General features: G+C 65.1%; 30 protein-coding genes. 18 read left to right on the forward strand and 12 right to left on the reverse strand.

Going from position 1 to position 22,727, the window contains the following annotated elements; all coding sequences use genetic code 11:
- Positions 1–4 precede the first annotated feature (4 nt).
- Positions 5–1,552 carry a class I SAM-dependent methyltransferase gene (locus QTA58_RS01690; protein ID WP_289671482.1) on the reverse strand — a complete coding sequence of 516 codons (1,548 nt, stop codon included), beginning with the start codon at positions 1,550–1,552 and terminating at the stop codon, positions 5–7.
- A gap of 319 nt (positions 1,553–1,871) precedes the next feature.
- Between QTA58_RS01690 and QTA58_RS01695 the strand changes: the two genes are divergently transcribed.
- The 5 genes from QTA58_RS01695 to QTA58_RS01715 all read left to right on the forward strand — a co-directional run bounded on the left by QTA58_RS01695 (position 1,872) and on the right by QTA58_RS01715 (position 4,524).
- Entirely contained in the window at positions 1,872–2,000 is a 129-nt protein-coding gene (locus QTA58_RS01695; protein WP_289671483.1) for a hypothetical protein, read from the forward strand.
- Positions 2,001–2,086: 86 nt separating this feature from the next.
- A complete protein-coding gene (locus QTA58_RS01700; protein WP_289671484.1) occupies positions 2,087–2,470 on the forward strand; it encodes a YciI family protein in 384 nt (127 codons plus the stop codon).
- Between the two features lie 207 nt (positions 2,471–2,677).
- On the forward strand, positions 2,678–3,376 hold the full coding sequence (locus tag QTA58_RS01705; RefSeq protein WP_289673322.1) for a phosphatidylserine decarboxylase: 699 nt from the start codon (positions 2,678–2,680) through the stop codon (positions 3,374–3,376).
- A gap of 20 nt (positions 3,377–3,396) precedes the next feature.
- Entirely contained in the window at positions 3,397–4,215 is an 819-nt protein-coding gene (gene pssA / locus QTA58_RS01710) for a CDP-diacylglycerol--serine O-phosphatidyltransferase (RefSeq protein WP_085422876.1), read from the forward strand.
- Positions 4,216–4,386: 171 nt separating this feature from the next.
- Complete coding sequence (locus QTA58_RS01715) at positions 4,387–4,524, forward strand: hypothetical protein (protein ID WP_200814091.1); 138 nt, start codon at positions 4,387–4,389, stop codon at positions 4,522–4,524.
- Between the two features lie 7 nt (positions 4,525–4,531).
- Here the strand turns inward: QTA58_RS01715 and QTA58_RS01720 are convergent, their stop codons facing one another.
- The 5 genes from QTA58_RS01720 to QTA58_RS01740 are packed head-to-tail and all read right to left on the reverse strand — an operon-like array spanning position 4,532 to position 6,916.
- On the reverse strand, positions 4,532–5,149 hold the full coding sequence (locus QTA58_RS01720) for a LysE/ArgO family amino acid transporter (RefSeq protein WP_289673323.1): 618 nt from the start codon (positions 5,147–5,149) through the stop codon (positions 4,532–4,534).
- Between the two features lie 59 nt (positions 5,150–5,208).
- Positions 5,209–5,976 carry an SOS response-associated peptidase gene (locus QTA58_RS01725; RefSeq protein WP_289671485.1) on the reverse strand — a complete coding sequence of 256 codons (768 nt, stop codon included), beginning with the start codon at positions 5,974–5,976 and terminating at the stop codon, positions 5,209–5,211.
- Positions 5,977–6,023: 47 nt separating this feature from the next.
- Entirely contained in the window at positions 6,024–6,350 is a 327-nt protein-coding gene (locus QTA58_RS01730; protein WP_289671486.1) for a YnfA family protein, read from the reverse strand.
- 7 nt (positions 6,351–6,357) lie between these two features.
- Positions 6,358–6,660 carry a type II toxin-antitoxin system RelE/ParE family toxin gene (locus QTA58_RS01735; protein WP_341850285.1) on the reverse strand — a complete coding sequence of 101 codons (303 nt, stop codon included), beginning with the start codon at positions 6,658–6,660 and terminating at the stop codon, positions 6,358–6,360.
- Positions 6,656–6,916: a type II toxin-antitoxin system ParD family antitoxin gene (locus QTA58_RS01740; protein WP_085422871.1), complete on the reverse strand. Its 261-nt coding sequence runs from the start codon at positions 6,914–6,916 to the stop codon at positions 6,656–6,658. Before QTA58_RS01740 ends, QTA58_RS01735 begins: the two co-directional genes overlap by 5 nt.
- Before the next feature lie 149 nt (positions 6,917–7,065).
- Between QTA58_RS01740 and QTA58_RS01745 the strand changes: the two genes are divergently transcribed.
- From QTA58_RS01745 to QTA58_RS01790, 10 genes are all read left to right on the forward strand, one after another.
- Complete coding sequence (locus tag QTA58_RS01745) at positions 7,066–7,344, forward strand: type II toxin-antitoxin system RelE/ParE family toxin (RefSeq protein WP_289671487.1); 279 nt, start codon at positions 7,066–7,068, stop codon at positions 7,342–7,344.
- A gap of 26 nt (positions 7,345–7,370) precedes the next feature.
- Positions 7,371–7,679: a HigA family addiction module antitoxin gene (locus tag QTA58_RS01750; protein WP_289671488.1), complete on the forward strand. Its 309-nt coding sequence runs from the start codon at positions 7,371–7,373 to the stop codon at positions 7,677–7,679.
- Positions 7,680–7,710: 31 nt separating this feature from the next.
- A complete protein-coding gene (locus tag QTA58_RS01755) occupies positions 7,711–8,127 on the forward strand; it encodes an NUDIX domain-containing protein (RefSeq protein ID WP_085422868.1) in 417 nt (138 codons plus the stop codon).
- A gap of 87 nt (positions 8,128–8,214) precedes the next feature.
- Positions 8,215–8,595, forward strand: coding sequence for a TIGR02301 family protein (locus tag QTA58_RS01760; RefSeq protein WP_289673327.1), 381 nt, complete (start codon positions 8,215–8,217; stop codon positions 8,593–8,595).
- Positions 8,596–8,694: 99 nt separating this feature from the next.
- Positions 8,695–8,952 (forward strand): hypothetical protein, encoded by a 258-nt coding sequence (locus QTA58_RS01765; RefSeq protein ID WP_085422867.1) that lies wholly within the window; start codon positions 8,695–8,697, stop codon positions 8,950–8,952.
- Positions 8,953–8,968: 16 nt separating this feature from the next.
- Positions 8,969–9,769: a hypothetical protein gene (locus QTA58_RS01770; protein ID WP_289671489.1), complete on the forward strand. Its 801-nt coding sequence runs from the start codon at positions 8,969–8,971 to the stop codon at positions 9,767–9,769.
- Between the two features lie 315 nt (positions 9,770–10,084).
- Complete coding sequence (locus QTA58_RS01775) at positions 10,085–10,927, forward strand: folate-binding protein YgfZ (RefSeq protein WP_289671490.1); 843 nt, start codon at positions 10,085–10,087, stop codon at positions 10,925–10,927.
- 56 nt (positions 10,928–10,983) lie between these two features.
- Entirely contained in the window at positions 10,984–11,601 is a 618-nt protein-coding gene (locus QTA58_RS01780) for an HD family hydrolase (protein ID WP_289673329.1), read from the forward strand.
- On the forward strand, positions 11,598–12,173 hold the full coding sequence (locus tag QTA58_RS01785) for a tyrosine phosphatase family protein (protein WP_085422864.1): 576 nt from the start codon (positions 11,598–11,600) through the stop codon (positions 12,171–12,173). Before QTA58_RS01780 ends, QTA58_RS01785 begins: the two co-directional genes overlap by 4 nt.
- A 65-nt stretch (positions 12,174–12,238) precedes the next feature.
- Positions 12,239–13,135: a mechanosensitive ion channel family protein gene (locus QTA58_RS01790; RefSeq protein ID WP_143531628.1), complete on the forward strand. Its 897-nt coding sequence runs from the start codon at positions 12,239–12,241 to the stop codon at positions 13,133–13,135.
- A 281-nt stretch (positions 13,136–13,416) separates the two neighbouring features.
- Here the strand turns inward: QTA58_RS01790 and QTA58_RS01795 are convergent, their stop codons facing one another.
- The 5 genes from QTA58_RS01795 to QTA58_RS01815 all read right to left on the reverse strand — a co-directional run bounded on the left by QTA58_RS01795 (position 13,417) and on the right by QTA58_RS01815 (position 17,407).
- A complete protein-coding gene (locus QTA58_RS01795; RefSeq protein ID WP_289671491.1) occupies positions 13,417–14,109 on the reverse strand; it encodes an RES family NAD+ phosphorylase in 693 nt (230 codons plus the stop codon).
- Complete coding sequence (locus QTA58_RS01800; RefSeq protein WP_289671492.1) at positions 14,106–14,495, reverse strand: MbcA/ParS/Xre antitoxin family protein; 390 nt, start codon at positions 14,493–14,495, stop codon at positions 14,106–14,108. The genes QTA58_RS01795 and QTA58_RS01800 overlap by 4 nt, the downstream gene beginning before the upstream one ends.
- Before the next feature lie 76 nt (positions 14,496–14,571).
- Positions 14,572–15,393, reverse strand: a complete 822-nt coding sequence (locus tag QTA58_RS01805) for an ABC transporter permease (protein WP_085422861.1) — start codon at positions 15,391–15,393, stop codon at positions 14,572–14,574.
- The gene (locus QTA58_RS01810) at positions 15,390–16,178 is read right to left on the reverse strand and encodes an ABC transporter ATP-binding protein (RefSeq protein WP_289671493.1); all 789 of its coding nucleotides are present in this window, start codon (positions 16,176–16,178) and stop codon (positions 15,390–15,392) included. Before QTA58_RS01810 ends, QTA58_RS01805 begins: the two co-directional genes overlap by 4 nt.
- 197 nt (positions 16,179–16,375) lie before the next feature.
- On the reverse strand, positions 16,376–17,407 hold the full coding sequence (locus QTA58_RS01815) for an ABC transporter substrate-binding protein (RefSeq protein WP_289671494.1): 1,032 nt from the start codon (positions 17,405–17,407) through the stop codon (positions 16,376–16,378).
- A gap of 239 nt (positions 17,408–17,646) precedes the next feature.
- Here QTA58_RS01815 and QTA58_RS01820 point away from each other — a divergent pair, with 239 nt between their 5' ends.
- Genes QTA58_RS01820 through QTA58_RS01830 form a run of 3 tightly spaced genes read left to right on the forward strand, consistent with a single transcriptional unit; the run spans position 17,647 to position 21,950 of the window.
- Positions 17,647–20,445, forward strand: coding sequence for a DUF2339 domain-containing protein (locus tag QTA58_RS01820; protein ID WP_289671495.1), 2,799 nt, complete (start codon positions 17,647–17,649; stop codon positions 20,443–20,445).
- Positions 20,442–21,092: an HD domain-containing protein gene (locus tag QTA58_RS01825; RefSeq protein ID WP_289671496.1), complete on the forward strand. Its 651-nt coding sequence runs from the start codon at positions 20,442–20,444 to the stop codon at positions 21,090–21,092. Before QTA58_RS01820 ends, QTA58_RS01825 begins: the two co-directional genes overlap by 4 nt.
- 9 nt (positions 21,093–21,101) lie before the next feature.
- The gene (locus QTA58_RS01830; protein WP_289671497.1) at positions 21,102–21,950 is read left to right on the forward strand and encodes an MOSC domain-containing protein; all 849 of its coding nucleotides are present in this window, start codon (positions 21,102–21,104) and stop codon (positions 21,948–21,950) included.
- A gap of 30 nt (positions 21,951–21,980) precedes the next feature.
- Here QTA58_RS01830 and QTA58_RS01835 read toward each other — a convergent pair whose 3' ends face one another.
- Positions 21,981–22,637, reverse strand: coding sequence for a LysE family translocator (locus QTA58_RS01835; protein ID WP_289671498.1), 657 nt, complete (start codon positions 22,635–22,637; stop codon positions 21,981–21,983).
- Between the last annotated feature and the right edge of the window lie 90 nt (positions 22,638–22,727).

Consider the following 22,727-nt stretch of genomic DNA (forward strand, 5'->3'; position numbering starts at 1 on the left):
TTTCTCAGAAAACGATCTGGAGCTGCTCGCAGACAGGCAACCGCGTTTCTGCGAATTTTTCCGCCCGGGCGCAGAGCTCGGCGATATTCTCCTCCGCCGTTTCCAGGGGCTTTCCGTCCTTCAGAAGCCTCTGGCCCTGAGGCCCCAGGATACGCCAGGCAAGGCCCGCCCATTGCCCCGGCTCCCGAAGCCCCTCGCCGATCGCGAGGAGGAAGAGCTGTTCGAACCGGTCCAGGAACAGCCCGCCGCCGGTGACGGGAGAAGCCAGAAACTGCAGATCCTCGCTATCCTCGGCGCGTTTGCAGACAGCGAGATTGAAGGCGCGGCAGCTTTCCACGCGCAGGTCCTCGCCCTCCTCCGGCAGGCACGGCTGCAGATGGCCGGCGCCGACCAGGACGGTCAGGGCGCGGGTCACCTGCTCCCAGCTCATGCCGAGGCCGCCGCCCCGCGTCAGGAGCTCGCGGACCGTGATCGGTCCGCCGGCGAAGGCATCGAGGATCGGAGTGTATGAGGCTTCGTGCAGCTCGATCCGGCCGCGCGCTCCCTTGATCGTCGGAGGTACATGCGGGCGCGCCACCGAAAGGGCAAAACGCGTTTCCAGCCAGACGCCGCAAGCGCTGCGGAACGTATGCGGCAAGGCCCCCTTGGCAAACAGATCCTTGCGGAACAGCTCGTTCACCAGGAAGTCGCGCAGGGTCTCGCGGCGCAGGGGATCGGTCTCCGCCTGCAGCAGCTTCTGCTGCCCTTCCGTCAGCGAGATCTCGTCGACATGGTCGAGCAGGTTGACGGTGCCCAGGTAGGAAAGCTTGGCGGAAGAGAGCTCCGCCGCCACGTCCTCGAAATAGAAGGGCGTCCAGTCGCGATTGAAATATTCATGGGCGAGATAGTTGCGCGACATGGGCATCATCGAGCCGAGCCGCGAGCCTACCGCCGAGTTCTGCCGGAAATAGCCGGCCTCGGCTTTCAGAAGCGAATCGGCGAACGCCAGCGCCTCGTCGATGCGTGGACCGATCGGCCCGGCCTGCCTCGCGGCGGAATCGACCAGGATGCGCCGCAGCGGCATGGCGGCCGCCCAGCCGGGCAGCGCGTTGTAGCTGACATAGACGAGCCCGCCGGGCTTCAGCTTCCTCGCGACGAAATCGATCACATGCCGCCGGTTCTCCGCCGAGACCCAGCTATATATGCCGTGCAGCGCGATGATGTCGAAACCATCGGCCGGCAAAGCCGGTTCGTCTGCGAAATCCGCAAAGGCGTGCTCGTAGAAATGCACGTTCTTCAAGCCGGCTTCACTCGCAAGGCTGCGCGCGCCGGCGATATGCGCCGGATTGAAATCGTTCGCGTGGAATTCGATCCCGGGATTGGCCGCCGCCAGAAGATTGACGGAAAACCCCTGGCCGCAGCCGAGTTCGCAATATTTGAGATGCGGTGCCGCCAGATTGAACCGCTGCCCGCGAGACAGGGCGGCAAGCGCAAGCAAGGCCGGCGTCAGTTCGCGGTAAAAACCATGCGTGTAGTCCAATCCCTCGACATATCCCGACGTCCAGTGCTGCATAATCTACCTTTCGATTCTTATAATGTTTAATTGAAAACAATGACTTGAATGTCCGCACCAGACGCGGTGGCCCGCCGATTCCTTAACAGGAAAACCGGCATGCCGTGCTGCAACTGTTCGTTTATGGCTTCAATTGAATGTGAGCGTTTAAAGCAGCGGGCTGGCGCCGCGCTGACGAGACGGCACGGGCGGGCCGGGAATGTGCTTTTCCGGATATCAACCATTTGCCGCCGAACCGGTTTTTCTGCTAGTCGGGGCCTTCGAAGGCCGAGCCGAACGTCAATCGGCTGCAGACCGCAATCCAAACCGGGACGAACGGATGAAGAGATATCTTAACAAGAGAATGGCGGTATTCGGCGGCGTCGCGCTTGCCTATCTGCTCGTCTTTACGTTCTACGGCTCGCCGCTCCTCGCGCTGACGACGTGGCTCGGGCTCGTGGAGCAGTAGAGGCCACGCCGACGAGGCTTGCGCGGCGCCGGCCGGACGGAACCCGGCCGGCGGAAATTGACGGATCCACAAGGGAGGAACGATCCATGTATTACGCCATACTGGCCTATCACGCAGAAGGAGTGGTCGAATCCTGGTCCAAGGAGGAGGATGCGGCGCTGATGGCCGAGCTGCTCCAGGTCAACGACCGTCTCGTCAAACAGAAGCATCTGGGGCCTGCCGCGCGGCTTGGCCCGACGGAACGCGCCGTGACCCTGCGGGGAAAGGGTGACGGCATCGTCACGGACGGCCCGTTTGACGAAACCAAGGAACAGCTGCTCGGCTTCTATGTCGTGGACTTTCCGACCCTCGACGATGCGGTCGCGGCGGCGCGCGAGCTGCGCCGCGCCAATCCGACCGCAGTCTACGAGATCCGGCCGATCCTGCTTTATCTGCCCGGCGCGCCACTGGCATCCGGGGACGAGGGCTAAACCTTCGGCGCGCGGGGTGCTGTCCTTGGCGCGGCCGGGGTGCCGTAGGCGAGGCCATCACCGATCCCTGAAGTTGCGGCGACGGAACCGCATTGCCGCCAAAACGGTTTTTCTGTAGTCAGTTCCCGCTGACCATTTTGCGTTTCGCATGCCGTCATCGCAAAACCACGCACTTTTGCGCGACATGCCTCAGGAGAACCAGGGTTGATCAATCTCTTCGACACCATCCGCAACACGCTCGTGCCGATCCATAAGGAAGGCTATGTCTTCGTCGCCGCCTTCTTCATCGCCTCGCTGATCCTCGGCTGGATTTTCGAACCGCTGTTCTGGGTCGGGCTCGTGCTGACGCTCTGGTGCGCCTATTTCTTCCGCGATCCGGAACGCGCCGTGCCGCAGGACGACGACCTCGTGCTGAGCCCCGCCGACGGGAAGATCAGCCATGTCGCGATGGTCGTGCCGCCGGCCGAGCTCGAGCTCGGCTCCGAGCCGATGCTGCGCATTTCCGTCTTCATGAACGTCTTCGACTGCCACATCAACCGCTCGCCGGTGCGCGGCCAGGTGACCCGCATCGAATATCGGCCCGGCCAGTTCGTCAATGCCGAGCTCGACAAGGCGTCCGAGGACAACGAGCGCAACGGCCTCGTCATCGAAAGCCGCCACGGCAAGATCGGCGTCGTGCAGATCGCCGGCCTGGTGGCGCGGCGCATCGTCTGCTGGGTGAAGCCGACCGAACCGGTCAATGCCGGCGAGCGCTTCGGCCTCATCCGTTTCGGCTCGCGGCTCGACGTCTTCGTGCCGGCAGGGGCCCAGCCGCGCGTCTCCGTCGGCCAGCTCGCCATCGGCGGCGAGACCGTGCTTGCGGAATTCGGCTCGGCCAAAGGCCCGACCATCAGCCGACGTAGCTGAGCGAAGGACGAGAGAGCCGCATGGAGAACTCCCCCTCGCCTTCCGAACCGCCCCGCGCCCATGACGAGGCCCGCGGCCCGCGCCTGCGCGAAATCCCGCTCCGGCTCATGGTGCCGAACCTCATCACCGTGCTCGCCATCTGCGCGGGCCTGACCGGCATAAGGCTCGCCTTCGAGGGCCGCTACGAGCTGGCCGTCGCCATGGTGCTGCTGGCGGCCTTCCTGGACGGCATAGACGGGCGCGTCGCGCGTCTCCTCAAGGCCACGTCGAAATTCGGCGTGCAGATGGATTCGCTTGCCGACATCATCAATTTCGGCGTGGCGCCGGCGCTCGTCTCCTACGCCTTCCTGCTCGACAACGCCCGTTCGCCGGGCTGGATCGCCGCCCTCCTCTATGCCATCGCGGCCGGCCTTCGCCTTGCCCGCTTCAATGTGATGGCCGAGCGCGACGTGAAGGCTCCCTGGCAATCGGAATTCTTCGTCGGCGTGCCCGCCCCGATGGGCGCCATGCTGGTGCTGCTGCCGGTCTATCTCGGCTTCCTCGGGGTCGAGCCCACGCCCCTCTTCGTCTATGGAAGCGTCGCCTATACGGTGCTGATCGGCTACCTGCTCGTTTCCCGCCTGCCGGTCTGGTCCGGCAAGTCGCGCCGCATCCGCCGCGACCTCATGCTGCCCATCCTGCTCGGCGTGGTGCTCTATGTGGCGCTCTTGATGAGCTATACCTGGCAGGTGCTGTCGATCACCGTCGTCGCCTATCTCTGCGTGCTGCCCTTCAGCGCCCGCGCCTGGCAGCGCCGCTACGGCACGATTACAATCGAGGATGACAGTGCGAACGTGTAAAACCGTTTGAGCGGCGTAAGTTGCAACTTCCGCGCAACAGTTTCCGACAAGATGACAGTTCTATGAAGGGCCGGCGATGGCGCCGGCTCTTCGGCCACGATTCCGCCCGCTTTTATGCGGACAGGCGCGATTCCAGGCAATGCAGAGATTCGCGTGTGTGAGGAGACAGCCATGAGCACCGACAAGCCAGAGACGAAGACCGAAGCCAAGCCGGAACCGACGACGCCCTACCGCCCGCTGGGGCTGAAGGCCGTGGTTGCCGCCGCCCTGATGCTGAAGCGCAAGCCGAAGCTCACCCCGACCGGCTGAGCCCGCCTCATCCGCCCCTCAGGAAGCTCAACAAGAGCCCCAGCGCAAGCAGCCCCATCACCACGCCGATGACGACATCCAGAACCCGCCAGGCGGCGGGTCTGGCAAAGAGCGGTGCCAAGAACCGCGCCCCATAGCCCAGCCCGAAGAACCAGAGGAACGAGGCGATCGCCGCGCCGGCGCCATAGGCCACGCGTTCCATGCCTTCGAAGGCCGCCGACAGGCTGCCGAGCAGCACGACCGTATCCAGGTAGACATGCGGGTTGAGGAAGGTGAAGGCGAGGCAGGTGAGCACCGCCGCCTTCAACCCCATCGCTTCCGGCGCGCCCGCCACCATGGCGCCCGGCTTCGCCGCCCGGCGGAAGGCCATCGCCGCATAGGTGCCGAGGAAGGCCGCGCCGCCGAGCGTCACCGCCGAGATCAGCACCGGCGATTGCGAGACGATCGTGCCGAGGCCGCCGACGCCCGCGGCGATCAGCAGCGCGTCCGACAGCGCGCAGATGAAGCAGAGCACGAAGACGTGGCTGCGGATGAGACCCTGGCGCAGGATGAATGCGTTCTGGGCACCGATGGCGACGATGAGCGAGGCGCCGAGCGCGAGGCCGGAAAGGCCGGCAGAGAGCAGGTTCATGGGATTGTCTGTTTGAAGAAAAGCGGAGGGATCGGAGAAGAAAAGCGGAGGGATCAGAAGAGCGACAACTGCGATTGGTCGGGCTTCGGCTTCTTCGGCGGTTCCTCTTCCGGGGAGGCGACCGCGACCGGTTTCTGGAGTTCCGGCCCCATGTTGGCGACCTTGTTGACCAGGTCCGAAACCGGCAGCGCCTCGAAGAAATCCTCCTGCACCGGCCGCATCAGGTCCGTCACCTCGCGCGGCTCGCGCGTCTTGCAGTCGAGCCAGCGCTCGAAATCCTCCGGCTGGATGACGACCGGCATGCGATCGTGGATGTGGCGGATCGCGGCATTCGCCCTGGTCGTCATGATCGTGGCGGTATCGACTTCAGAACCGTCGGCGGAAGACCAGGTCTCCATCAGCCCGGCAAAGGCGATGACGCCGCCCTTCCTCGGCCGCACCCAATAGGCCTGCGGCTTGACCCCCGTCTCCTTCGGCGGCCGGCGCCATTCGTAGAAGCCGGACGCGGGGATGAGGATGCGGCGGTGGCGCATGGCGGCGCGGAACGATGCCTTTTCGATCGCCGTCTCGGAGCGCGCGTTGATCAGCAGCGGAAATTCCTTCGGGTCCTTCACCCAGCCGGGGAGAAAACCCCAGCGGGCGAGAAAGGCGCGACGCTCCGGCAGATTGCTGCCGGGCCCAGCCCTTTCCGACGCCGCGACGACGAGGATCGGCTGCGTCGGGGCGATATTGTAGCGGGCCGGAAAATCGTCGAGATCCAGCAGGCCGAAGAATTCCGAAATATCCCTGGGGGTCGCCGTCAGGGCGTAGCGTCCGCACATGCGGACTTCATGGCACCGCCCCGGAAACGGGTCAAGCGGTTCGGCGCCTATGCGCTTCTGGGGCCGAAGAGGATGATCGCCCCGCCTGCCAGGCAGACGGCGACGCCGATGACATCCCAGCGGTCCGGCACGCGGGCCTCGACCGCCCAGAGCCAGAGGATGGAGGCGAAGATATAGATCGCTCCATAGGCCGCATAGGCCCGCCCGGCCGCCTCGCTCGGCACCAGCGCCAGGGCCCAGGCGAAGAGGACGAGCGAAACCATGCCCGGCGCCAGCCACCAGACGGGCTTTCCGAGCCGGAGCCAGGCCCAGAAGGCGAAGCAGCCGGCGATCTCGGCAAGAGCGGCAAAGGCGTAGAGGGCGTAGGTTTTCATGGGGTGCCTATTCGAAATCCCGCGGCTTCACGTCCTGCGCCATGTGCATGACGCGAAGGATCACGATCCGGTCGGGATGGGAACGATAGTAGATGCAGCGCTGTCGATAGGGGAAACTCCGCAATCCCGGTGAGATGTGGTCACGCGGCGAACCGGTGAAGTCCACTTCGGCGATCCAGGCGATCTTGGCGGTAATGTCCGCCATGAATTCCTGTGCATAGAACGGGCTGCTTTCGGCAATGTAGCGGCGGATGGCGCGCAGGTCCGCGCGTGCCAGCGGTGCGACGACGAGGCGTTTCGGGCCGCTAATGGTCGTCGCCTTCGTTCATGACATCGGCGAGCAGATCGGCGCCGGAAACATATTCCTTGCCCAGACCCGCCTCGATTTCCGCATCCGCTGCATGGATCGCCTGCCGCAGCGATTGCATCCGCATCTCGTAGTCTGCAAGCATGCGGATGCCGGCGCGAACGGCTTCCGTCTCCGTGCCGAAACGGCCGTTCTTGACGAGATCGGCCAGAATGCCGTCATAGGTGTCGCCGAGGGAGAACGTCTTCGCGCGTGCCATCGCATGCTCCTTTGACTAAAGCATACGATAAAATACAATACTTTTACAATATCGGCGTACGAGCTGCCGCAGCGCGAGCTTGTCGGGATGGATGTAAATTTCCTGCTGACATCCCTTGACGAGATGTAAGCTACATACTTACATGCCGCATGATCAAATCATTCAAGAGCAAAGCCCTTGCCGCTTTGTTCGAGACAGGCAAGACGGGCAAGATCGACGCAAAGATGCACAAACGCATCCTCGCGCGGCTGGACCGTCTCGAAGTGGCAGAACGCCCGGAGGATATGAATCTGCCAGGCTTTGATTTTCACGCCCAGCATGGGTTCAATCCAACGCGCTATACCGTTCATGTCAACGGACCATGGTGTATCACATTCGAATTCGACGGCAAGGATGCTGTCCGCGTCGATTTCGAGCAGTATCATTAAAAGGGTATAACCGGGGAGTGACGTCTATGGCGGAGTATGAACCGAAACGACCGATCCAGCGCTGCCCCTCCCATCCCGGCGCGCTGCTTGAGGAGATCATCCCGGCGACGGGAAAGACGAAGGTGGAGATAGCCGAGCTTCTGGGCATCTCGCGCCAGCAGCTCTATGACATCCTGCGCGAACGCAAGCCTGTCTCGCCGAATGTCGCGGCCCGGCTCGGCAAGATGTTCGGCGATGGTGCGGCGATCTGGCTGCGGATGCAGACCGCCTATGACGCCTGGCATGCGGAACGCGAGGTGGATGTCAGCAATATTCCGACATTGAATGCGGCGTGAGATAGCCTCGCGGCCGATGGAAGACCACGACATGCCCCCTCTCCCGCAAGCCGCCTCTTCCGCGATCCTCGAACGGGACGGCCGGTTCCTGCTGATCCGCCGGATGAACCCGCCGTCAGCGGATCTCTACGCCTTTCCGGGCGGGCGCGCCGAGCCCGGCGAGACGCCGGATGAGACGGCCGTGCGGGAATTCTTCGAGGAGACCGGCATCCGCGCCCGCAATCCGGTGCTTTTCGCCACCTACGATCTCAACGGCGACAAGGACGACAGCCGGCATTTCTTCCTCTCGGTCTTCCGGGTCGAGGCGGATGCGGATACCGAAGCGATCGCCGCCGACGATGCCGCCGATCCCGGCTGGTACACGGTCGAGGAAATCCGCAAGCTGCCGGTGCCGCCGAGCGTGCTCGAATGCGCCGAAAGGCTGGCGGCGGAGATCGAGGCCCGGTAAGAGATGGCAGTCCAGCCGCGCCGGAACCCGTTCATGAGAATCATCGCGCTACTTCCGCTTATCGCCCTTTTTGCCGCGACGCCGCTCATGGCCCAGACGGCGAAGCAGCCGGCCGTGAAACAGCAGCCGGCCCCGGTCGTCCCCCCACCGCCCGCCGAGGAAAAGCCGGCGCCCTACGACGCGCAGTTCACCCGGCTGGCGGAGGTGCTGGGCTCGATCCAGTATCTGAGGACGCTCTGCGGCGCGCCGACGTCCGACTGGCGCCAGTCCATGCAGCAATTGCTCGACGCCGATACCGCGAACGAGCCGAGACGCCGGGAACGATTGACCGCTGCCTTCAATCGGGGCTATCGGTCGTTCGCCGCCGTCCACACGTCCTGCACGGACGCAGCGCGGACCGCCGAGGAACGATACCGTGCCGAAGGCGCAACACTTGCCACAGAAATCGCCGCCCGCTTCGGAAATTAGAGGATTATTTACCTCTTTTCGCGGGAGCCCGTGTCGTTTTGATAAAAGGCTGATAAAGTTTTTAACGGGCTAGTAACAAACGGCGCCGAGGAAAACAGAATGCAGACAGGCCGCAACGACATCGACGACATGATCGTACATGAGAAGATGCAGGCCGCCTTGGAATATCAGAGCGAAGCCTGGGCCGACGGCCGGGCGGACGGCATCGAACCGGAAATCATCGCCGATGCGGCCCTGGTGCTCGCCATGCGGGAAACCATCCGCATCCATGGCGAACTCGGAGCCGAAGCCATGCTCGAATCGCTCCGTACCCGCATGCTCGCCGGCGAGTTCTCCCCCGAGCGCACGATCCAATAAACAGCCGGAGTTTCCCATGCGGAACGCAGCGGAAACGACAATATCCCAGATGCTCACACGCCTTTCGCTGGCCGTGCTGCTTTCCGCCGCCACAAGCCTGACGGCCGCCAGCCATGCCTTCGCCCTTTCCGAGCTGCGCCCGAGCGTCGAGGCGCCGCGCCAGGCCGAGACCGGGCGCGAGGGACAGGTCCAGGAGGCCTTCGAAGGCACGACCCTGCCTCTGCCCGGCCCCGCCATCGACCAATCCGCGCAAGCCGGCGAGAAACCGGCCGGCGATGCGCAGGGCGACGAAAAGCCCACGGCATCGCCTGATCCGAACGCGGCACAGGCGCAGCCGGACGCGTCCGATCCTCCGACGGAAATCATCGTCGACATGTCGAAGCTGCCGGAACCGGTCAGGCGCATGCGGGAACAGATCGTCGAAGCGGCGGCTTCCGGCGATATCGAACGCCTGCGCCCCCTGCTCGGTTCGGGTGCGGACCAGACGGCGGTGATGAACGGCGAAAGCGACGACCCGATCGAGACGCTGAAAAGCTTTTCCGGCGATCCGGACGGCCAGGAAATCCTGGCGATCATGCTCGATATTCTCTCCACAGGGGCCGCGCGTTTCGACGCGGGCACGCCGGACGAGACCTATGTCTGGCCCTATTTTACCGGCAAGGCGCTCGATGCCCTGACGCCGCCGGAACGGGTCGACCTCCTGCGCATCGTCACCGCCGGCGATCTCGCAGGCATGGAAGACAACGGCAACTACAACTTCTTCCGCGCCGGGATAAGCCCGGACGGCAAATGGAAGTTCTTCTCCGGCGGCGATTGAAGAGCAAGGCGGCGAGGCGGACTTCCTGTCTCATTCCGGTGGAATTTCAACATCTTATCGAAATCAATAGAGGTTGTCTCTCTTCAATCAGACCCCCTCACCAACAAAATCTACGACTTAGCTGAAGCTAAGATCGTGATTTTGTAACCTCTCCCACCAAGGGAGAGGTAGAGGTGCCACGATCATTCACCGAGTATCTGGCCTTGCCTCGCTGATTTCAGCCCATGAACTTCACCGGCACTTGGCAAGCACGTCTTGCCGCCGCTCCATGGAAGACTTAACTCTCAGTCTCAGAAACAACCGGATTCCCGTGCCATGTCCGCCGCCTATCTTCCGACGAGAAGCCTGATCCGCCTTTCCGGCGCCCAAGCCCAGGATTTCTTGCAGAACCTGATCACCACCAACATCGATTCGCTGCCGGAAAACGAGGCGCGTCCCGGCGCGCTCCTGACGCCGCAGGGCAAGATCCTCTTCGACTTCACGATCTGGCGGGACGGCGACGGTTTCCTGATCGAGACCGATGCCTCGCAGCGGGACGCGCTGGCGAGGCGGCTCACCATGTACAAGCTGCGCGCGGCCGTCGATATCACACCCGTCGCGGAGGACGGCGTCACGGTCTTCTGGGGCGACGAGGCGGACAAGGGCACGGTGAAGGATGCGGCCTTCGCGAAGGCCGGTATCGCGCTCACCCGCGCGCCGGGCAGAAAAGCCGAGGGGCCGGAAGAGGCCTATCATGCGCTGCGGGTGGAGGCCGGCCTCATGCTCTCCGGCCACGACTATGCGCTGCAGGACGCGTTTCCGCATGACGTGCTGCTCGACAAGACGGATGGACTCGGCTTCCGCAAGGGCTGCTATGTCGGCCAGGAAGTCGTCTCTCGCATGCAGCATCGCGGCACGGCGAGACGGCGCGTGGCCCTCGTCTCCGGCGACGCGCGCCTGCCCGCCTCCGGCACCGAGATCACCGCCGGCGGCAAGCCGGTCGGCACGCTCGGCTCCGTCTCCGGCAACAAGGGGCTGGCGATCGTCCGCATCGACCGGGTCGGCGACGCGCTGGCGCGCGGCCTGCCTCTCGCCGCGGGCGATGTGGCGGTGACGCTCGCGCTGCCGGAGTGGACGGGGCTCGCCTTCCCCGTCGAGGCGCAAGAGGCCGAGCCGTGAGCGCAGCCACGACGACGCCCTCGATTCCGGCTTCCGGCGCCCGCGCCTGGCAGCGCATGCTGTCGGGACGGCGGCTCGATCTCCTCGACCCCTCGCCGCTCGACGTCGAAATCTCCGACATCGCCCACGGGCTTGCCCGCGTCGCCCGCTGGAACGGCCAGACGCGCGGCGACCATGCCTTTTCCGTCGCCCAGCACTGCCTCGTCGTGGAGGAGATATTCCGCCGCTGCAACGAGCCCTGCGCGCCTGAGGCGCTGCAGATGACGCTGCTGCACGATGCGCCGGAATATGTCATCGGCGACATGATCTCGCCGTTCAAATCGGTGGTCGGCGGCGGCTACAAGGCGGTGGAGCAGCGATTGGAGGCCGCGGTCCATCTGCGCTTCGGCCTGCCGCCGCACCCCTCCCGCGAGCTGAAAGGCCTGATCAAGAAGGCCGATACGATCGCCGCCTTTTTCGAGGCGACCGAGCTTGCCGGCTTTTCCGTCACCGAGGCGCGGAAATTCTTCGGCCAGCCGCGCGGCATCACCCGCGACATGCTGCCGATCGAGCCGATGCCGGCTCTGGAAGCGCAGCGGCGTTTCCTCGACCGTTTTCAGGCGATCGAGGGCAGCCGTATTGCGGGCAAGGGGGCAGGCAAAGGGGCAGGCAATGAGGCGGGCCGGGCATCATGACCGCGATCGTCGTCTGTCCGCTTGCGAACATCGCCGAAATGGCGGTGAAGCACCGCGCCCGCGAGATGGTGAGCCTGATCGCCGAGAAACAGGATTTCCACCGGCCGGGCGTGATTTCCGCGGACCGCCACCTGAAGCTCGCGATGAACGATATCGGCTTTGCCGGCACCGGCGACCTCGTGGCGCCGAGCGAGGCGCATGTGGAAAGCCTGATCGCCTTCATGCGCGGCTGGGACCAGTCCGCGCCGATCCTCATCCACTGCTGGATGGGCGTCTCCCGCTCGCCGGCCGCGGCGGTGATCGCCGCCTTGTCCCTTCATCCCGACGAGGACGATTTCGCCCTCGCCGCGCGGCTGCGCGCGGTGGCGCCGCACGCAACGCCGAATGCGCGGCTGATAGAGATCGGCGACCGGATGCTCGGCCGCGGCGGCCGGCTCGTCGCCGCCGTCAAGGGAATCGGCCGCGGCGCGGAGACGGACGGCAGGGCATCCTTCATCCTGCCGCTCAAAATTCCCGGTCAGGCCGGAAAGCTGAATTTTCCTAATAATTTAGGCTTAAGCCTAAAAGCTTGAAACTTTTTGCTTGACCTCTCGCTCCGCCGCGCCAATTACCGGCCACGAAAGGAGCATGTCGGCGGATGGACGAAGCATCGGATCTGGTTGTCGCCACGCGATCGGCGCTCGCCCAGTTGAGCGCGCTGCTGGTGCAGTACTCCTTTTCCGTGGTCGGGGCGGTCCTGCTTCTCGTTCTCGGCTGGCTTGCCGCCGGCCTTCTGAGCCGCTGGGCCTTGCGCGGGCTTTCACGCGTCCGCGGCTTCGACGCGACGCTGGCGCAGTTCTTCTCGAACATCATCCGCTATGTGATTCTGGTCCTTGTCGTCGTCATGGTGCTCGGCCAGTTCGGCGTGCAGACGGCCTCGGTGCTTGCCGCGCTCGGCGCGATCGGCCTTGCGGTCGGGCTCGCGCTGCAGGGCACGCTGCAGAACATCGCGGCCGGCATCATGCTGCTCGTGCTGCGCCCCTTCCGGGTCGGCGAAACGATCGAGACCGGCAGCGTCAGCGGCACGATCGTCGATGTCGGGCTGTTCGCCACGGAGCTCAGGACGCCGGACGGCGTCTATCGGCTGGCGCCCAATTCCACGCTCTGGAACGTGCCCATCACCAATTACAGCCGGCTGAAGACGCGCCGCAACGAGATTACCGTCAGCATCGGCGCGGATGACGACGTGGGGCGCACGCAGGCGAAGCTGCTTGCGCTCGCCGCGCGCGACAAGCGCGTGCTGAAGGACCCGGCCCCGATGGCCTACATGGCCGAATTCGATCCCGGCGGCGCCAAGTTCACCCTTCGCTATTGGACGACCAGCGGCGACTGGTGGGATGCCGGCCGCGACCTTACGAAAGAAATCAAGCTGGCCTTCGACAAACGGCCAGAACGAGCCATTCCAGACCCTCAGGTAGATTCCCGCGCCGTTTCCGGCGAGAGCGGACCTCCGGCTCCTCACGGTGCGGACGAGCCGTCAAACGCGCGGACCTGAAGGAAAGGATGCATCGGGTCCGGCTTTACGAGGAAGCCGGACCCGATGCGCAAATGTTCGCGGGTGTCCTACCCCCCTCTGTCCTGCCGGACATCTCCCCCACAAGGGGGGAGATCGGACAGCAGCAAGGCCTCGCCCTCAAAAAAGGTTCGACACCGCCGAATTACGTCCGACATCGTTAGTGATGTGGGAAGCCAGTGCGCCCAGCCAATCTCCCCCCTTGTGGGGGAGATGCCCGGCAGGGCAGAGGGGGGTATGGTTACGGACCACGCTGTCCGTCATCAGACCGCGTTGATGCCGTAATCCTCGGACCCCGCCCACACGATCTCCCATGACGCGCCGGGGCGGACGTTGCGGATCGCCGTCGGCTCGAAGGCGACGAGGCAGCGGCCCTCTTCATGGCGCACCGAGGGATAGATCAGGCCGTCATGGCCATCCCGCCGCAGCTTCCCGGCAAGCGCCTGCCCTTCCGGATAGCCGATCGCCGGGTCGGGATCGAGGGCGGGGTGATCTCTTTCGTCGGTGATGTCGGGAAACTCGCCGATGAAGTCGGCCAGCAGCTCGACATAGCGCGCCGTCTCCTCGAAGAGGCCGACGAACCGGAGCTCGCGCGTCTTGTGGAAGGCGACCTCGGCGACAGAGGTCATCGTGTCCCAGCTGCAGTACCAGGCGCCGCGGCTCTCGTCGTTGAAGCGGTTGCCGCCCTGGCGCGTATAGGTGAAGGCCGCGTTGATGTGGCTGTTGCCATAGACCTGCAGGTCGTGCTTGCGGCGCTTCCAGGCGAGTTCGCGGCGGTCCAGGTGCAGGTTCAGCCCGCGCTCGGCGATCAGTCGGGCGCTGGTCATGCCCTCGATCCCGGCAAGAATCTCCAGTTCATCGTCGCTGTCCACCAGCCCGCGCAGACTAGGCGGCTTGTGGTAGGTCGCCGGGATCAGCCGCACCAATCCGCGATCGCTGAGCGCCGTGAGGATCACGCGCCACCACGCAGCGCGTCGAGGTAATTGCGGACCCGGAGGAACTGCGGCAGCCCCTCCTCGATCAGCGTATCGACCGGACGCGCGCCGCCGAAGAGCGGTCCGTTGTTCGGCAGCGTCATCCATCTGACCGCGATCGGATCGCTGAAATAGAGCTTCAGCGCCTTGTAGATGCCGATCACGGCGCTCAGCCGCAGCATCTGATCTTTGGTGAGGCCGCCGGAAAAGCCGGGCTTCCTCGCCCGTTTCCAGGTGCTTTCAGACATGTCCGCCAGCGCCGCCGCCTCGTTCAGCGGCACGCCCCATTCGCTCATCACGTTACCGAACGCCTTGAGCGCCACGGCGGTCATCTGCTCCGCCTTCAGGTCTTTCGCTGCAGCTTCCATGGCCGGGACTTCCCTTCGTTCAGAAGGAGTATAGGCCATATGATCCGCAAGTAAAGGCCAAATGGACTTGCGCCGTTCAGTGCGACATGGAGGAGCGGTGCGCCCAGCCGGTCATGCGTCTCTCGATCCAGGCCATCAGCGCATACATGGCGATGCCTTCCACCGCGAGCGCCAAAAGACCGGCGAAGACGAGCGGCACGTTGAACTGGCTCTGGGCCGAGCTCATCATGTTGCCGAGGCCGTAGTTGGAGGCGACCGTCTCCGAGACGACCGAGCCGACGAAGGCGAGCGTGATCGCCACCTTCAGGGAGCCGAAGAAATAGGGCATGGAGCGGGGAATGCCGACCTTCAGCAGGATATCCAGCTTCTTCGCGCCGAGTGCGCGCAGCACGTCCTCCGTCTCCGGCTCTATGGTGGCGAGCCCGGTCGCGACATTGACGACGATCGGGAAGAAGGAGATCAGGAAAGCGGTCAGCACCGCCGGGATGGTGCCGATGCCGTACCAGATGACGAGGATCGGCACGAGCGCCACCTTCGGGATGGCGTTGAAGCCGACCATCAGCGGGTAGAGCCCGGCATAGATCGCCTTCGACCAGCCGACGAGGATGCCGAGCGCCAGTCCCGCCGCGACGGCGATCGCGAAACCGAGCGTCGTCGTATAGAGCGTCTGCAGCGAGTTCTTCCAGATCGGCGACCAGTATTGCGCGACGGCCTGGAAGACGCGCGACGGCGCCGGCAGCACGGTCGGCGATGTCTGGAGGACGATCACCAGCAGTTCCCAGAGGACGAAGAGCGCGATGGTGTAAAGCCAGGGCGCCAGCTTCACCCAGTTGATGCGGGCCATCAGCGGCTTGGGCGGTGCGGCTGAGACCGCGGTGTTTTCCGCGACGGTGCTCATGCGGCGATCCTCGCGCTGGCGATCTCGCCGTGCAGCTCTTGCACCATGTCGTTGAAGCCCTTTTCATACATGACATCGAGGGCGCGCGGTCTCGCGAAGGGGACGACATGCTCCTTCAGCACCCTGCCCGGCCTGGCGCTCATCACGAAGATGCGGTCGGCGAGGAAGGTCGCCTCGCGCAGGTCATGGGTAACGAGGATGATGGTCACCCCTTGAGCCGCGTGCAGGTCGCGGATGACGCACCAGAGCTCCTCGCGGGTGAAGGCGTCGAGCGCGCCGAAAGGCTCGTCGAGCATCAGGAGTTCCGGTTCGTGGATGAGGGCGCGGCAGAGATTGGCGCGCTGCTGCATGCCGCCGGAAAGCTGCCAGGGGAATTTCGAGCCGAAGCCCTTCAGGCCAACGGTCTCCAGCAGGTGCTCGGCCTTCTCCACGTATTCTCGTCTGTGGGCGCGCAGCCGGCGGCGGTGCTTCTCGACGATCTCCAGCGGCAGGAGGATGTTGTCGAGCGTCGTGCGCCAGGGCAGCATGGTCGGGTTCTGGAAGGCCATGCCGACGATCGAGACCGGCTGGGTGACCTGCTTTCCCGCGACGACCACCACGCCGCTCTGCGGGATGTGCAGGCCGGTGACGAGCTTCATCAGGGTCGACTTGCCGCAGCCGGACGGGCCGACGACCGCGGCGAACTCGCCCTTGCCGACCTTCAGGCTGAGGCCCGAGACGGCCAGCGTGCCGCCCGCGCCGCCATAGCGCATGTCGACGTTATCGATGGATACGAGGTGAGGCATTTGGTTTTCTCTGTTTGGGCAGTCGCGTCTTTTAATTGCCCCTCATCCGGCTGCCGCCACCTTCTCCCCGTCATGACGGGGAGAAGGGATATGCCGCGCTGTTTTCCGCTGCAGCCAGCCTCGCGCTCGGCACGTCCCCTCTCCTCGCGAGCGGGGAGAGGGTTAGGGTGAGGGGCAACGGCAAGAAGCCACAATATTCAAGGCAGCATCCGCTCTTCCTTCGGCGGCAGGAAGCCGGCGTCGAAGACCTGTTCGGCCTTCACATTGCCCTTCAATCCCATCGAGACCTTGAGCGTCTCGATCGAAGCGGCGAGCCGCGCGGGGTCGATGCCGCCGAAACCGTTTTCCACGACGTAGGGGGTCTTGATGTTCATGGCGTTCGCCATGGTGAGGCGCTCGGTCTCGATATCCTTGTTGAGCGTCTCGTTGCGCTTCAGGACGGCGGCGGCGCCCTCTTCCGGGTTGGCGACGGCATCGGCGAAGCCCTTGGCGAGCGCCTTCAGGAAACCCTTCACGGCATCCGGGTTTTTCTCGGCGAAATCAGTGTTTACCAGCACGGAGTTGCCATAGAGATTCAAGCCGTGCTCGGCCATCAGGATGGTCGAGATGTCCTCGTCCTTGATGCCCTGGGCCTTCAAATTCAGGATCACCGAGAAGGCGAAGCCGAAGACGGCGTCGACCTTGCCCTGGGCCAGCATCGGCTCGCGGACGGGGAAGCCGATCGATTCGATGGCGATCTTGCCGTCGTCGATCTTGGCGACCTGCTTGAAGGCCTTCCACTGGGCGAAGGCGCCGTCCGGCGGCGGGGCGCCGAGCTTCTTGCCTTCCAGCGACTTCGGATCGCCGGTGACGCCGAGCGACTTGCGGCCGACGACCGCGAAGGTCGGGCGCTCGTAGATCATCATCGCCGCCTTGACCTTCTGCGACGGATCCTCGTCCAGGAACTTGATCAGCGAGTTGATGTCGCCGAAGCCCATCTGGTAGGCGCCGGTCGCCACGCGCGGGATCGCCTCGACCGAGCCGTTGCCGGTATCGATCGTGACGTCCAGGCCCTCGGCCTTGAAATACCCCTTGTCCTGGGCGAGCAGGAAGCCGGCGGCCGGGCCTTCGAACTTCCAGTCGAGCGTGAACTTGATCGAGGTCTCGGCCCGCGCCGGCGCGGAAAAGCCCGCGGCGAGCGCCAGCGCCGCGACGGCGGAGAGTTTCGAAAGCAGTCTGCGCGAGATCATGAAAGGTCGTCCCCCTGAAGATTTTTGTTCGGATGGTTGCATCCAAGCGTTTCTTCAGCTTCCGCGCAAGCCGAAATTGCACATAATGTAATCATATTTCATAATTGATCAATAAATATGCAAAAAGCTGATTTTGCATGCAGAAATGTGATGATGTTTTCGGCAAGCGCCCAACTCTTTCCTTTCTTCGTGCGGCAACTGTATAACCGCAGCAACAACCCTAGACCGCGAGCGTGCCGATGATCGTATTCCTGCTCCTCATCCTGGTCATCGTCATGATCGGCCTGCATAGCCGGACCGCCAACCGGGTCGGCGCGCTCGAAAGGGAGCTGGAAGCGGTCAAGGCGGATCTTGCCAAACGCCAGGCGGCCGCCCTGCCGGCGGCGATCCCGGCGGAGGCCGCGGCCGAAGCGATGAAGGACGAGCCGGTCTCTCCCGTCGAGCTCGCGGCCCGCGAGGCAGCCGAGGAGGAAGCCGCGCCGGAGACGCAGGCGGCCGTCGTCTCGGAGGATGCCGGCACCGGCCACGAGACGGTGATACCCGGCCCCGCCGTCCCGACGACGCGGGCAAAGGGCCGCGAGAACCTGGAAAGCTATCTCGGCGCCCGCTGGCCCGTCTGGGTGGGCGGCGTGGCGCTCGCCTTCGGCGGCATCTTTCTCGTGCGCTATTCGATCGAGGCCGGGCTGCTCGGACCGGGCGCGCGGCTCACCCTCGCCGCGATCTTCGGCCTGATCCTGCTGGCCGCCGGCGAGATCGTGCGCCGCCGTTTCTCCCCCTGGGCCATGCCGCAGATTTCGGAGCGCTACGGCAATGCCCTTTCCGGCGCGATGATCCCCGGCGTGCTGACGGCCGCCGGCGCCGTGACGCTGCTCGGCGCCATCTATGCGGCCCATGCGATCTACGGCTTCATCGGGCCGGCGAGCGCATTCATCCTGCTCGCGCTGGTCTCGTTCGCGACGATCGCGCTCTCGCTGCTGCACGGGCAGGCGCTGGCGGGGCTCGGCCTGCTCGCTTCGCTGGCGACGCCGGCGCTCGTCGCGAGCGAGGAGCCGAACGCCAACGCGCTGTTCGTCTTCCTCGGCCTCGCCTGGGTCGCAGTCAATGCGGCCTCGCGCTTCCGCCGATGGACCACCGTGCCGATGCTCGCCAATATCGGCGTCGGGCTCTGGGCGATCGTCTATGCAGCGGGGGCCGAGACATTCGATCCCATGCCGCCGGCGCTCGCCCTCATCGTGATGATCGCCGGCACCGGCTTCTTCTGGCCGGGCGCGCGCTATGGCACCGATCTGCCGACCAAGCCGGGCTGGCGCGGGCTCCTGACGCGGCCGCCGCTCAAGATCACGCTTTCCGTCGCGATCATGGCCCTCTTGCCTGCGCTGGTGATGATCCTGCGGCAGACGGAGGAAGGCGGCATCGTGCTCTTCGCCGCAGCCGCGGTGATCGCGACCGTCGCGGCACTCGGCGCCAGCCGCCCCTGGGCCGTCTGGCCGGCGCTGATTGCCGCAGCCGGCGCGGTGTTCGGCATCGCCATCACCGCACTTTCCTGGCTCGACTACTCAGTCCCGATCCCGGCCGACGGCCAGCCTGCACCGGCACCCCTGACCTTCGGCAACGAGATCACCGTCTACCTGCTGCTCGGCGCGGTCTTCGCCTTCCTGGGCTTCGTCTTCCTGCGGCGTTTCCGCAAGAGCGAACCGGAATTCTCTATCGTCTGGGCATTCCTCATGCCTGCTGTGCCGGCGACGCTCGCTTTCGTCAGCTTCCTGAACTTCGGCAATCTCGGACGCGACTGGACGCACGGGCTTTACGGGCTGGGGCTCGGCCTTGCGCTTCTCGCCGGCGCCGAATGGCTGTTCCGACGGAGCGAGGAGGCCCCGGAGGAGCGGATCGCTCCCCTCATCGACTGGCCCGCCAACCTGCTGGTCGCTGGCTCGTTTGCGGGCTTCACGCTTTCGCTGCATGCGCTGACCAACGGCATCGTCACCACCATCCTCGTCTCGGTGCTCGGCTTCGCCTATGTGCTGGCGATGCGTCTCAAACCATGGCCGGCGCTGCCCTGGATGATGGCGGCGGCGACGCTGATCGTCTTCGGCCGCATCGCCTGGGAGCCGACGCTGATCGGGCCGAACAGCCTCGGCACCACGCCTTTCCTCAACGCGCTGCTGCCCGGCTACGGCATTCCGACGCTGCTCGCCGCCGCCACGGCCTACATGCTCAAGGATTCGCCGGATTTCCGCATCCGCAACGTCATGCAGGCGCTCGCCTCGCTCGCCGGCCTGATGACGGTCGCCGTGCTGGTGCGGCATGCGATGAACGGCGGCGTGCTGGACAGCCGCGTCCCGACGCTCGGCGAACAGTCGATCTATACGCTGCTGGCGGTCGGCTTCTCCGGCGTGCTGATGACGCTCGACCTGAAATCCCCGAGCCCCGTCTTCCGTTTCGGCTCGATGATCGCCGGGGTGATCGCGACCGTCAACGTCCTTTCGCTGCACGTCTTCGCGCTCAATCCCTATTTCAGCGGCGAGAACACCGGGCCCTGGCCCTTCTTCAACCTGCTGCTCCTCGGCTACCTGCTGCCGGCCCTCGCCTATGGTCTCGTCGCTTGGTATGCGCGCGGGCGGCGGCCGCAGCCTTATGTCGTGATGCTGGCGCTGGCCGGCGCGGTGCTCGGCTTCCTCTGGGCGACGCTCTCCGTCCGCCGCTTCTGGCAGGGCGAGAACATTGCCGACTGGAAGGGTTTCCTGCAGGGCGAGACCTATACCTATTCGGTCGTCTGGCTGCTGATCGGCGTGGCGCTCCTGGCGCTCGGCTCGCGGCTCGATGCGCGCAGCCTCCGGCTCGCCTCGGCGGGCCTCGTGCTGATCGCGGTCGCCAAGGTGTTCCTCATCGACATGTCGAACCTCGAGGGAATCCTGAGGGCGCTCTCCTTCATCGGGCTCGGCGCGGTGCTGATCGGGATCGGGCTTTTCTATCAGCGCATTCTGGTGAAGAAGGATGGTGAACCCGCACCAACCGATTCCCAGGAATCCACGCCGTGACCGCATCCATCGCCGCCGCCTTCTCGCCCTTCGAGGATCTCGCACGAACGCTGATCCCGTACGCGACCGAAGGCGACGACGGCTCGCACGACATCGCCCATATCCTGCGCGTCTTCAAGAACGCCATGCGCATCCGGGCCGAGGAAGGCGGCGACGGCAGGGTGCTGGCGGCGGCCGTGCTGCTGCACGATTGCGTGGCGGTGGAGAAGAACTCGCCGCTCAGGGCACAGGCTTCGCGGCTGGCGGCGGAAAAGGCGTCCGGAATATTGGCCGGCCTCGGCTGGAGCGAGGCGGATGTTTCCGCCGCCGCCCATGCGGTCGCGGCCCACAGCTTCTCGGCGAATATCGCGCCGGAAACGCTGGAGGCGAAGATCCTGCAGGACGCCGACCGGCTGGATGCGATCGGCATGGTAGGCGCGGCGCGCTGCTTCTATATCGCCGGACGGATGGGGTCCGGTCTTTACGATCCGGCCGATCCGCTCGCAAAAGACCGCCCGCTTGACGACAAGGCCTTCGCCATCGACCATTTCGCGGTGAAGCTGTTCAAGCTCGCGGACGGGTTCCAGACGGCGGCGGGCCGGGCGCTGGCGGCCGCGCGTCACGAGCGGCTGAAAACCGTGCTCGACCTCTTCATCGACGAAATCTAGGAAAAAGCCATGCGCGTCAGCCAACTCAATGTCTATCCCCTGAAGAGCGGCCGCGGCATCGCGCTCTCCGAGGCCGAGATTACGGCGACCGGCATTCCCGGCGACCGGCAGATGATGGTGACCGACCCTTCCGGCCATTTCATCACGCAACGGGAACTCCAGGCCCTGGCGCAGGTGCAGGCGACGCCGGAGGCGGACGGCTTCCGCTTCGCGATGGACGGCAAGGGCGAGATCTTCGTGGCGCGGCCGCCGGCCGACCGACGCCTGAGCGTGGCGGTGTGGAGGTCGATCGTCGACGCCGCCCTCGCGGAGGAAGCGGTGAACGATACCCTCTCCGGCTGGCTTGGGCGCGACGTGCGGCTCGTCTTCTTCGACGACCGGGCCAGGCGCACCGCCAACGCCGAATGGGCGGGGCCGGATACGCCCGTCACCTTCGCGGACGGCTATCAGGTGCTCGTCACCACGACCGGATCGCTCGAGGCGCTCAATGCCGACATGGAAAAGCATGGCGAAGGACAGGTCGGCATGGAGCGGTTCCGGCCGAACATCGTGCTCGATCACGACGAGCCCTGGGCGGAGGATCAGTGGGAAGGCATCGAGATCGCCGGCATCCGCTTCGATTTCGCAAAACCCTGCGCCCGCTGCATCATGACGACCCAGGACCAGAGGACCGGCTCGCGCGAGGCGCCGAGCCCGATGGCGGCGATGGGCCGCATCCGCATGTCGGCCGACCGGCGCGTGCCCGGCCCGCTTTTCGGCTGGAACGCCGTGCCGCGCGGCACCGGGCGGATCAAAATCGGAGACGGAGTGACGGTGACGGCCGAGCGGGAACCCTGGACGATCAAGCGGCGGGCGTGACAGCGTCCTGCCCTTCGCCGTCCGGCTGCTTCAGCGGACCGGGCGGGCGTCTCCCCCGATCGCCAGCCGCAGGCCGAGCCCGATCATGACGATGCCGGCAAAGCGCTTCTGCCAGGCGATAAGTCCCGGACGACGCGCCAGCCAGCCGCCGAACGTTCCCGCCCCCAGCGCAACGGTGGTCAGGATGACGAAATTCGTAAGCTTTGCGACGGCTCCCAGCAGCAAAAGCTGCACGGCTACGGGCCAGCCGTTGGCCGGGTCCACGAACTGCGGCAGGAACGCAAAGAGGAAAACGAGCGACTTGGGATTGGTGAGATTGTTGATGGCCCCTTCCCGCAATGCCGCGCCGTCCGACATGGAGACGAGCACAGCCGGGCCGGCCCGATCGGGGTGCCTGCCCGATTCGACGAGAAGCTTCAGCCCAAGCCAGATGAGATAGGCCGCGCCCGCCCAGCGGAGGATTTCGAACGCCAGCGGCGAAGCCGCAAGCAATGAGGCGATGCCGAGCACGAGCATCGACAGCTGGACGATACCGGCCAGCAGGGTCATGCCGACGGCGCTCAGAAGCGCTATCCGCCGGCCCTGACCGATGCCGCGCCCGATGACGAGGATCATATCGGGCCCGGGCGTCAGCTGGATTGCGAGCACGGCGGCGTAGAAGGTCAGGAATGTGGTCAGGTTGGGCATCGTCCCGGTCTCCGTCATGGCGATGTGTCAGGCCGTCAAATCTGCCGCGCTCGATATTGTTTCCGCCCGAACGCGGCGGGAGGCTAGAAG

The sequence above is a fragment of the Neorhizobium sp. CSC1952 genome (genome assembly GCF_030378245.1).
GTDB classification, from domain to species: Bacteria; Pseudomonadota; Alphaproteobacteria; order Rhizobiales; family Rhizobiaceae; genus Neorhizobium; species Neorhizobium oryzae_A.

Excerpts from the sequence above, each read along its gene's own strand:
- QTA58_RS01690 (WP_289671482.1), bottom strand. The coding sequence starts at position 1,552 with ATGCAGCACTGGACGTCGGGATATGTCGAGGGATTGGACTACACGCAT.
- QTA58_RS01695 (WP_289671483.1), top strand. The coding sequence starts at position 1,872 with ATGAAGAGATATCTTAACAAGAGAATGGCGGTATTCGGCGGCGTCGCG.
- QTA58_RS01700 (WP_289671484.1), top strand. The coding sequence starts at position 2,087 with ATGTATTACGCCATACTGGCCTATCACGCAGAAGGAGTGGTCGAATCC.
- pssA (WP_085422876.1), top strand. The coding sequence starts at position 3,397 with ATGGAGAACTCCCCCTCGCCTTCCGAACCGCCCCGCGCCCATGACGAG.
- QTA58_RS01715 (WP_200814091.1), top strand. The coding sequence starts at position 4,387 with ATGAGCACCGACAAGCCAGAGACGAAGACCGAAGCCAAGCCGGAACCG.
- QTA58_RS01725 (WP_289671485.1), bottom strand. The coding sequence starts at position 5,976 with ATGTGCGGACGCTACGCCCTGACGGCGACCCCCAGGGATATTTCGGAA.
- QTA58_RS01730 (WP_289671486.1), bottom strand. The coding sequence starts at position 6,350 with ATGAAAACCTACGCCCTCTACGCCTTTGCCGCTCTTGCCGAGATCGCC.
- QTA58_RS01740 (WP_085422871.1), bottom strand. The coding sequence starts at position 6,916 with ATGGCACGCGCGAAGACGTTCTCCCTCGGCGACACCTATGACGGCATT.
- QTA58_RS01745 (WP_289671487.1), top strand. The coding sequence starts at position 7,066 with ATGATCAAATCATTCAAGAGCAAAGCCCTTGCCGCTTTGTTCGAGACA.
- QTA58_RS01750 (WP_289671488.1), top strand. The coding sequence starts at position 7,371 with ATGGCGGAGTATGAACCGAAACGACCGATCCAGCGCTGCCCCTCCCAT.
- QTA58_RS01755 (WP_085422868.1), top strand. The coding sequence starts at position 7,711 with ATGCCCCCTCTCCCGCAAGCCGCCTCTTCCGCGATCCTCGAACGGGAC.
- QTA58_RS01760 (WP_289673327.1), top strand. The coding sequence starts at position 8,215 with ATGGCCCAGACGGCGAAGCAGCCGGCCGTGAAACAGCAGCCGGCCCCG.
- QTA58_RS01765 (WP_085422867.1), top strand. The coding sequence starts at position 8,695 with ATGCAGACAGGCCGCAACGACATCGACGACATGATCGTACATGAGAAG.
- QTA58_RS01770 (WP_289671489.1), top strand. The coding sequence starts at position 8,969 with ATGCGGAACGCAGCGGAAACGACAATATCCCAGATGCTCACACGCCTT.
- QTA58_RS01775 (WP_289671490.1), top strand. The coding sequence starts at position 10,085 with ATGTCCGCCGCCTATCTTCCGACGAGAAGCCTGATCCGCCTTTCCGGC.
- QTA58_RS01780 (WP_289673329.1), top strand. The coding sequence starts at position 10,984 with ATGCTGTCGGGACGGCGGCTCGATCTCCTCGACCCCTCGCCGCTCGAC.
- QTA58_RS01785 (WP_085422864.1), top strand. The coding sequence starts at position 11,598 with ATGACCGCGATCGTCGTCTGTCCGCTTGCGAACATCGCCGAAATGGCG.
- QTA58_RS01790 (WP_143531628.1), top strand. The coding sequence starts at position 12,239 with ATGGACGAAGCATCGGATCTGGTTGTCGCCACGCGATCGGCGCTCGCC.
- QTA58_RS01800 (WP_289671492.1), bottom strand. The coding sequence starts at position 14,495 with ATGGAAGCTGCAGCGAAAGACCTGAAGGCGGAGCAGATGACCGCCGTG.
- QTA58_RS01805 (WP_085422861.1), bottom strand. The coding sequence starts at position 15,393 with ATGAGCACCGTCGCGGAAAACACCGCGGTCTCAGCCGCACCGCCCAAG.
- QTA58_RS01810 (WP_289671493.1), bottom strand. The coding sequence starts at position 16,178 with ATGCCTCACCTCGTATCCATCGATAACGTCGACATGCGCTATGGCGGC.
- QTA58_RS01815 (WP_289671494.1), bottom strand. The coding sequence starts at position 17,407 with ATGATCTCGCGCAGACTGCTTTCGAAACTCTCCGCCGTCGCGGCGCTG.
- QTA58_RS01820 (WP_289671495.1), top strand. The coding sequence starts at position 17,647 with ATGATCGTATTCCTGCTCCTCATCCTGGTCATCGTCATGATCGGCCTG.
- QTA58_RS01830 (WP_289671497.1), top strand. The coding sequence starts at position 21,102 with ATGCGCGTCAGCCAACTCAATGTCTATCCCCTGAAGAGCGGCCGCGGC.
- QTA58_RS01835 (WP_289671498.1), bottom strand. The coding sequence starts at position 22,637 with ATGCCCAACCTGACCACATTCCTGACCTTCTACGCCGCCGTGCTCGCA.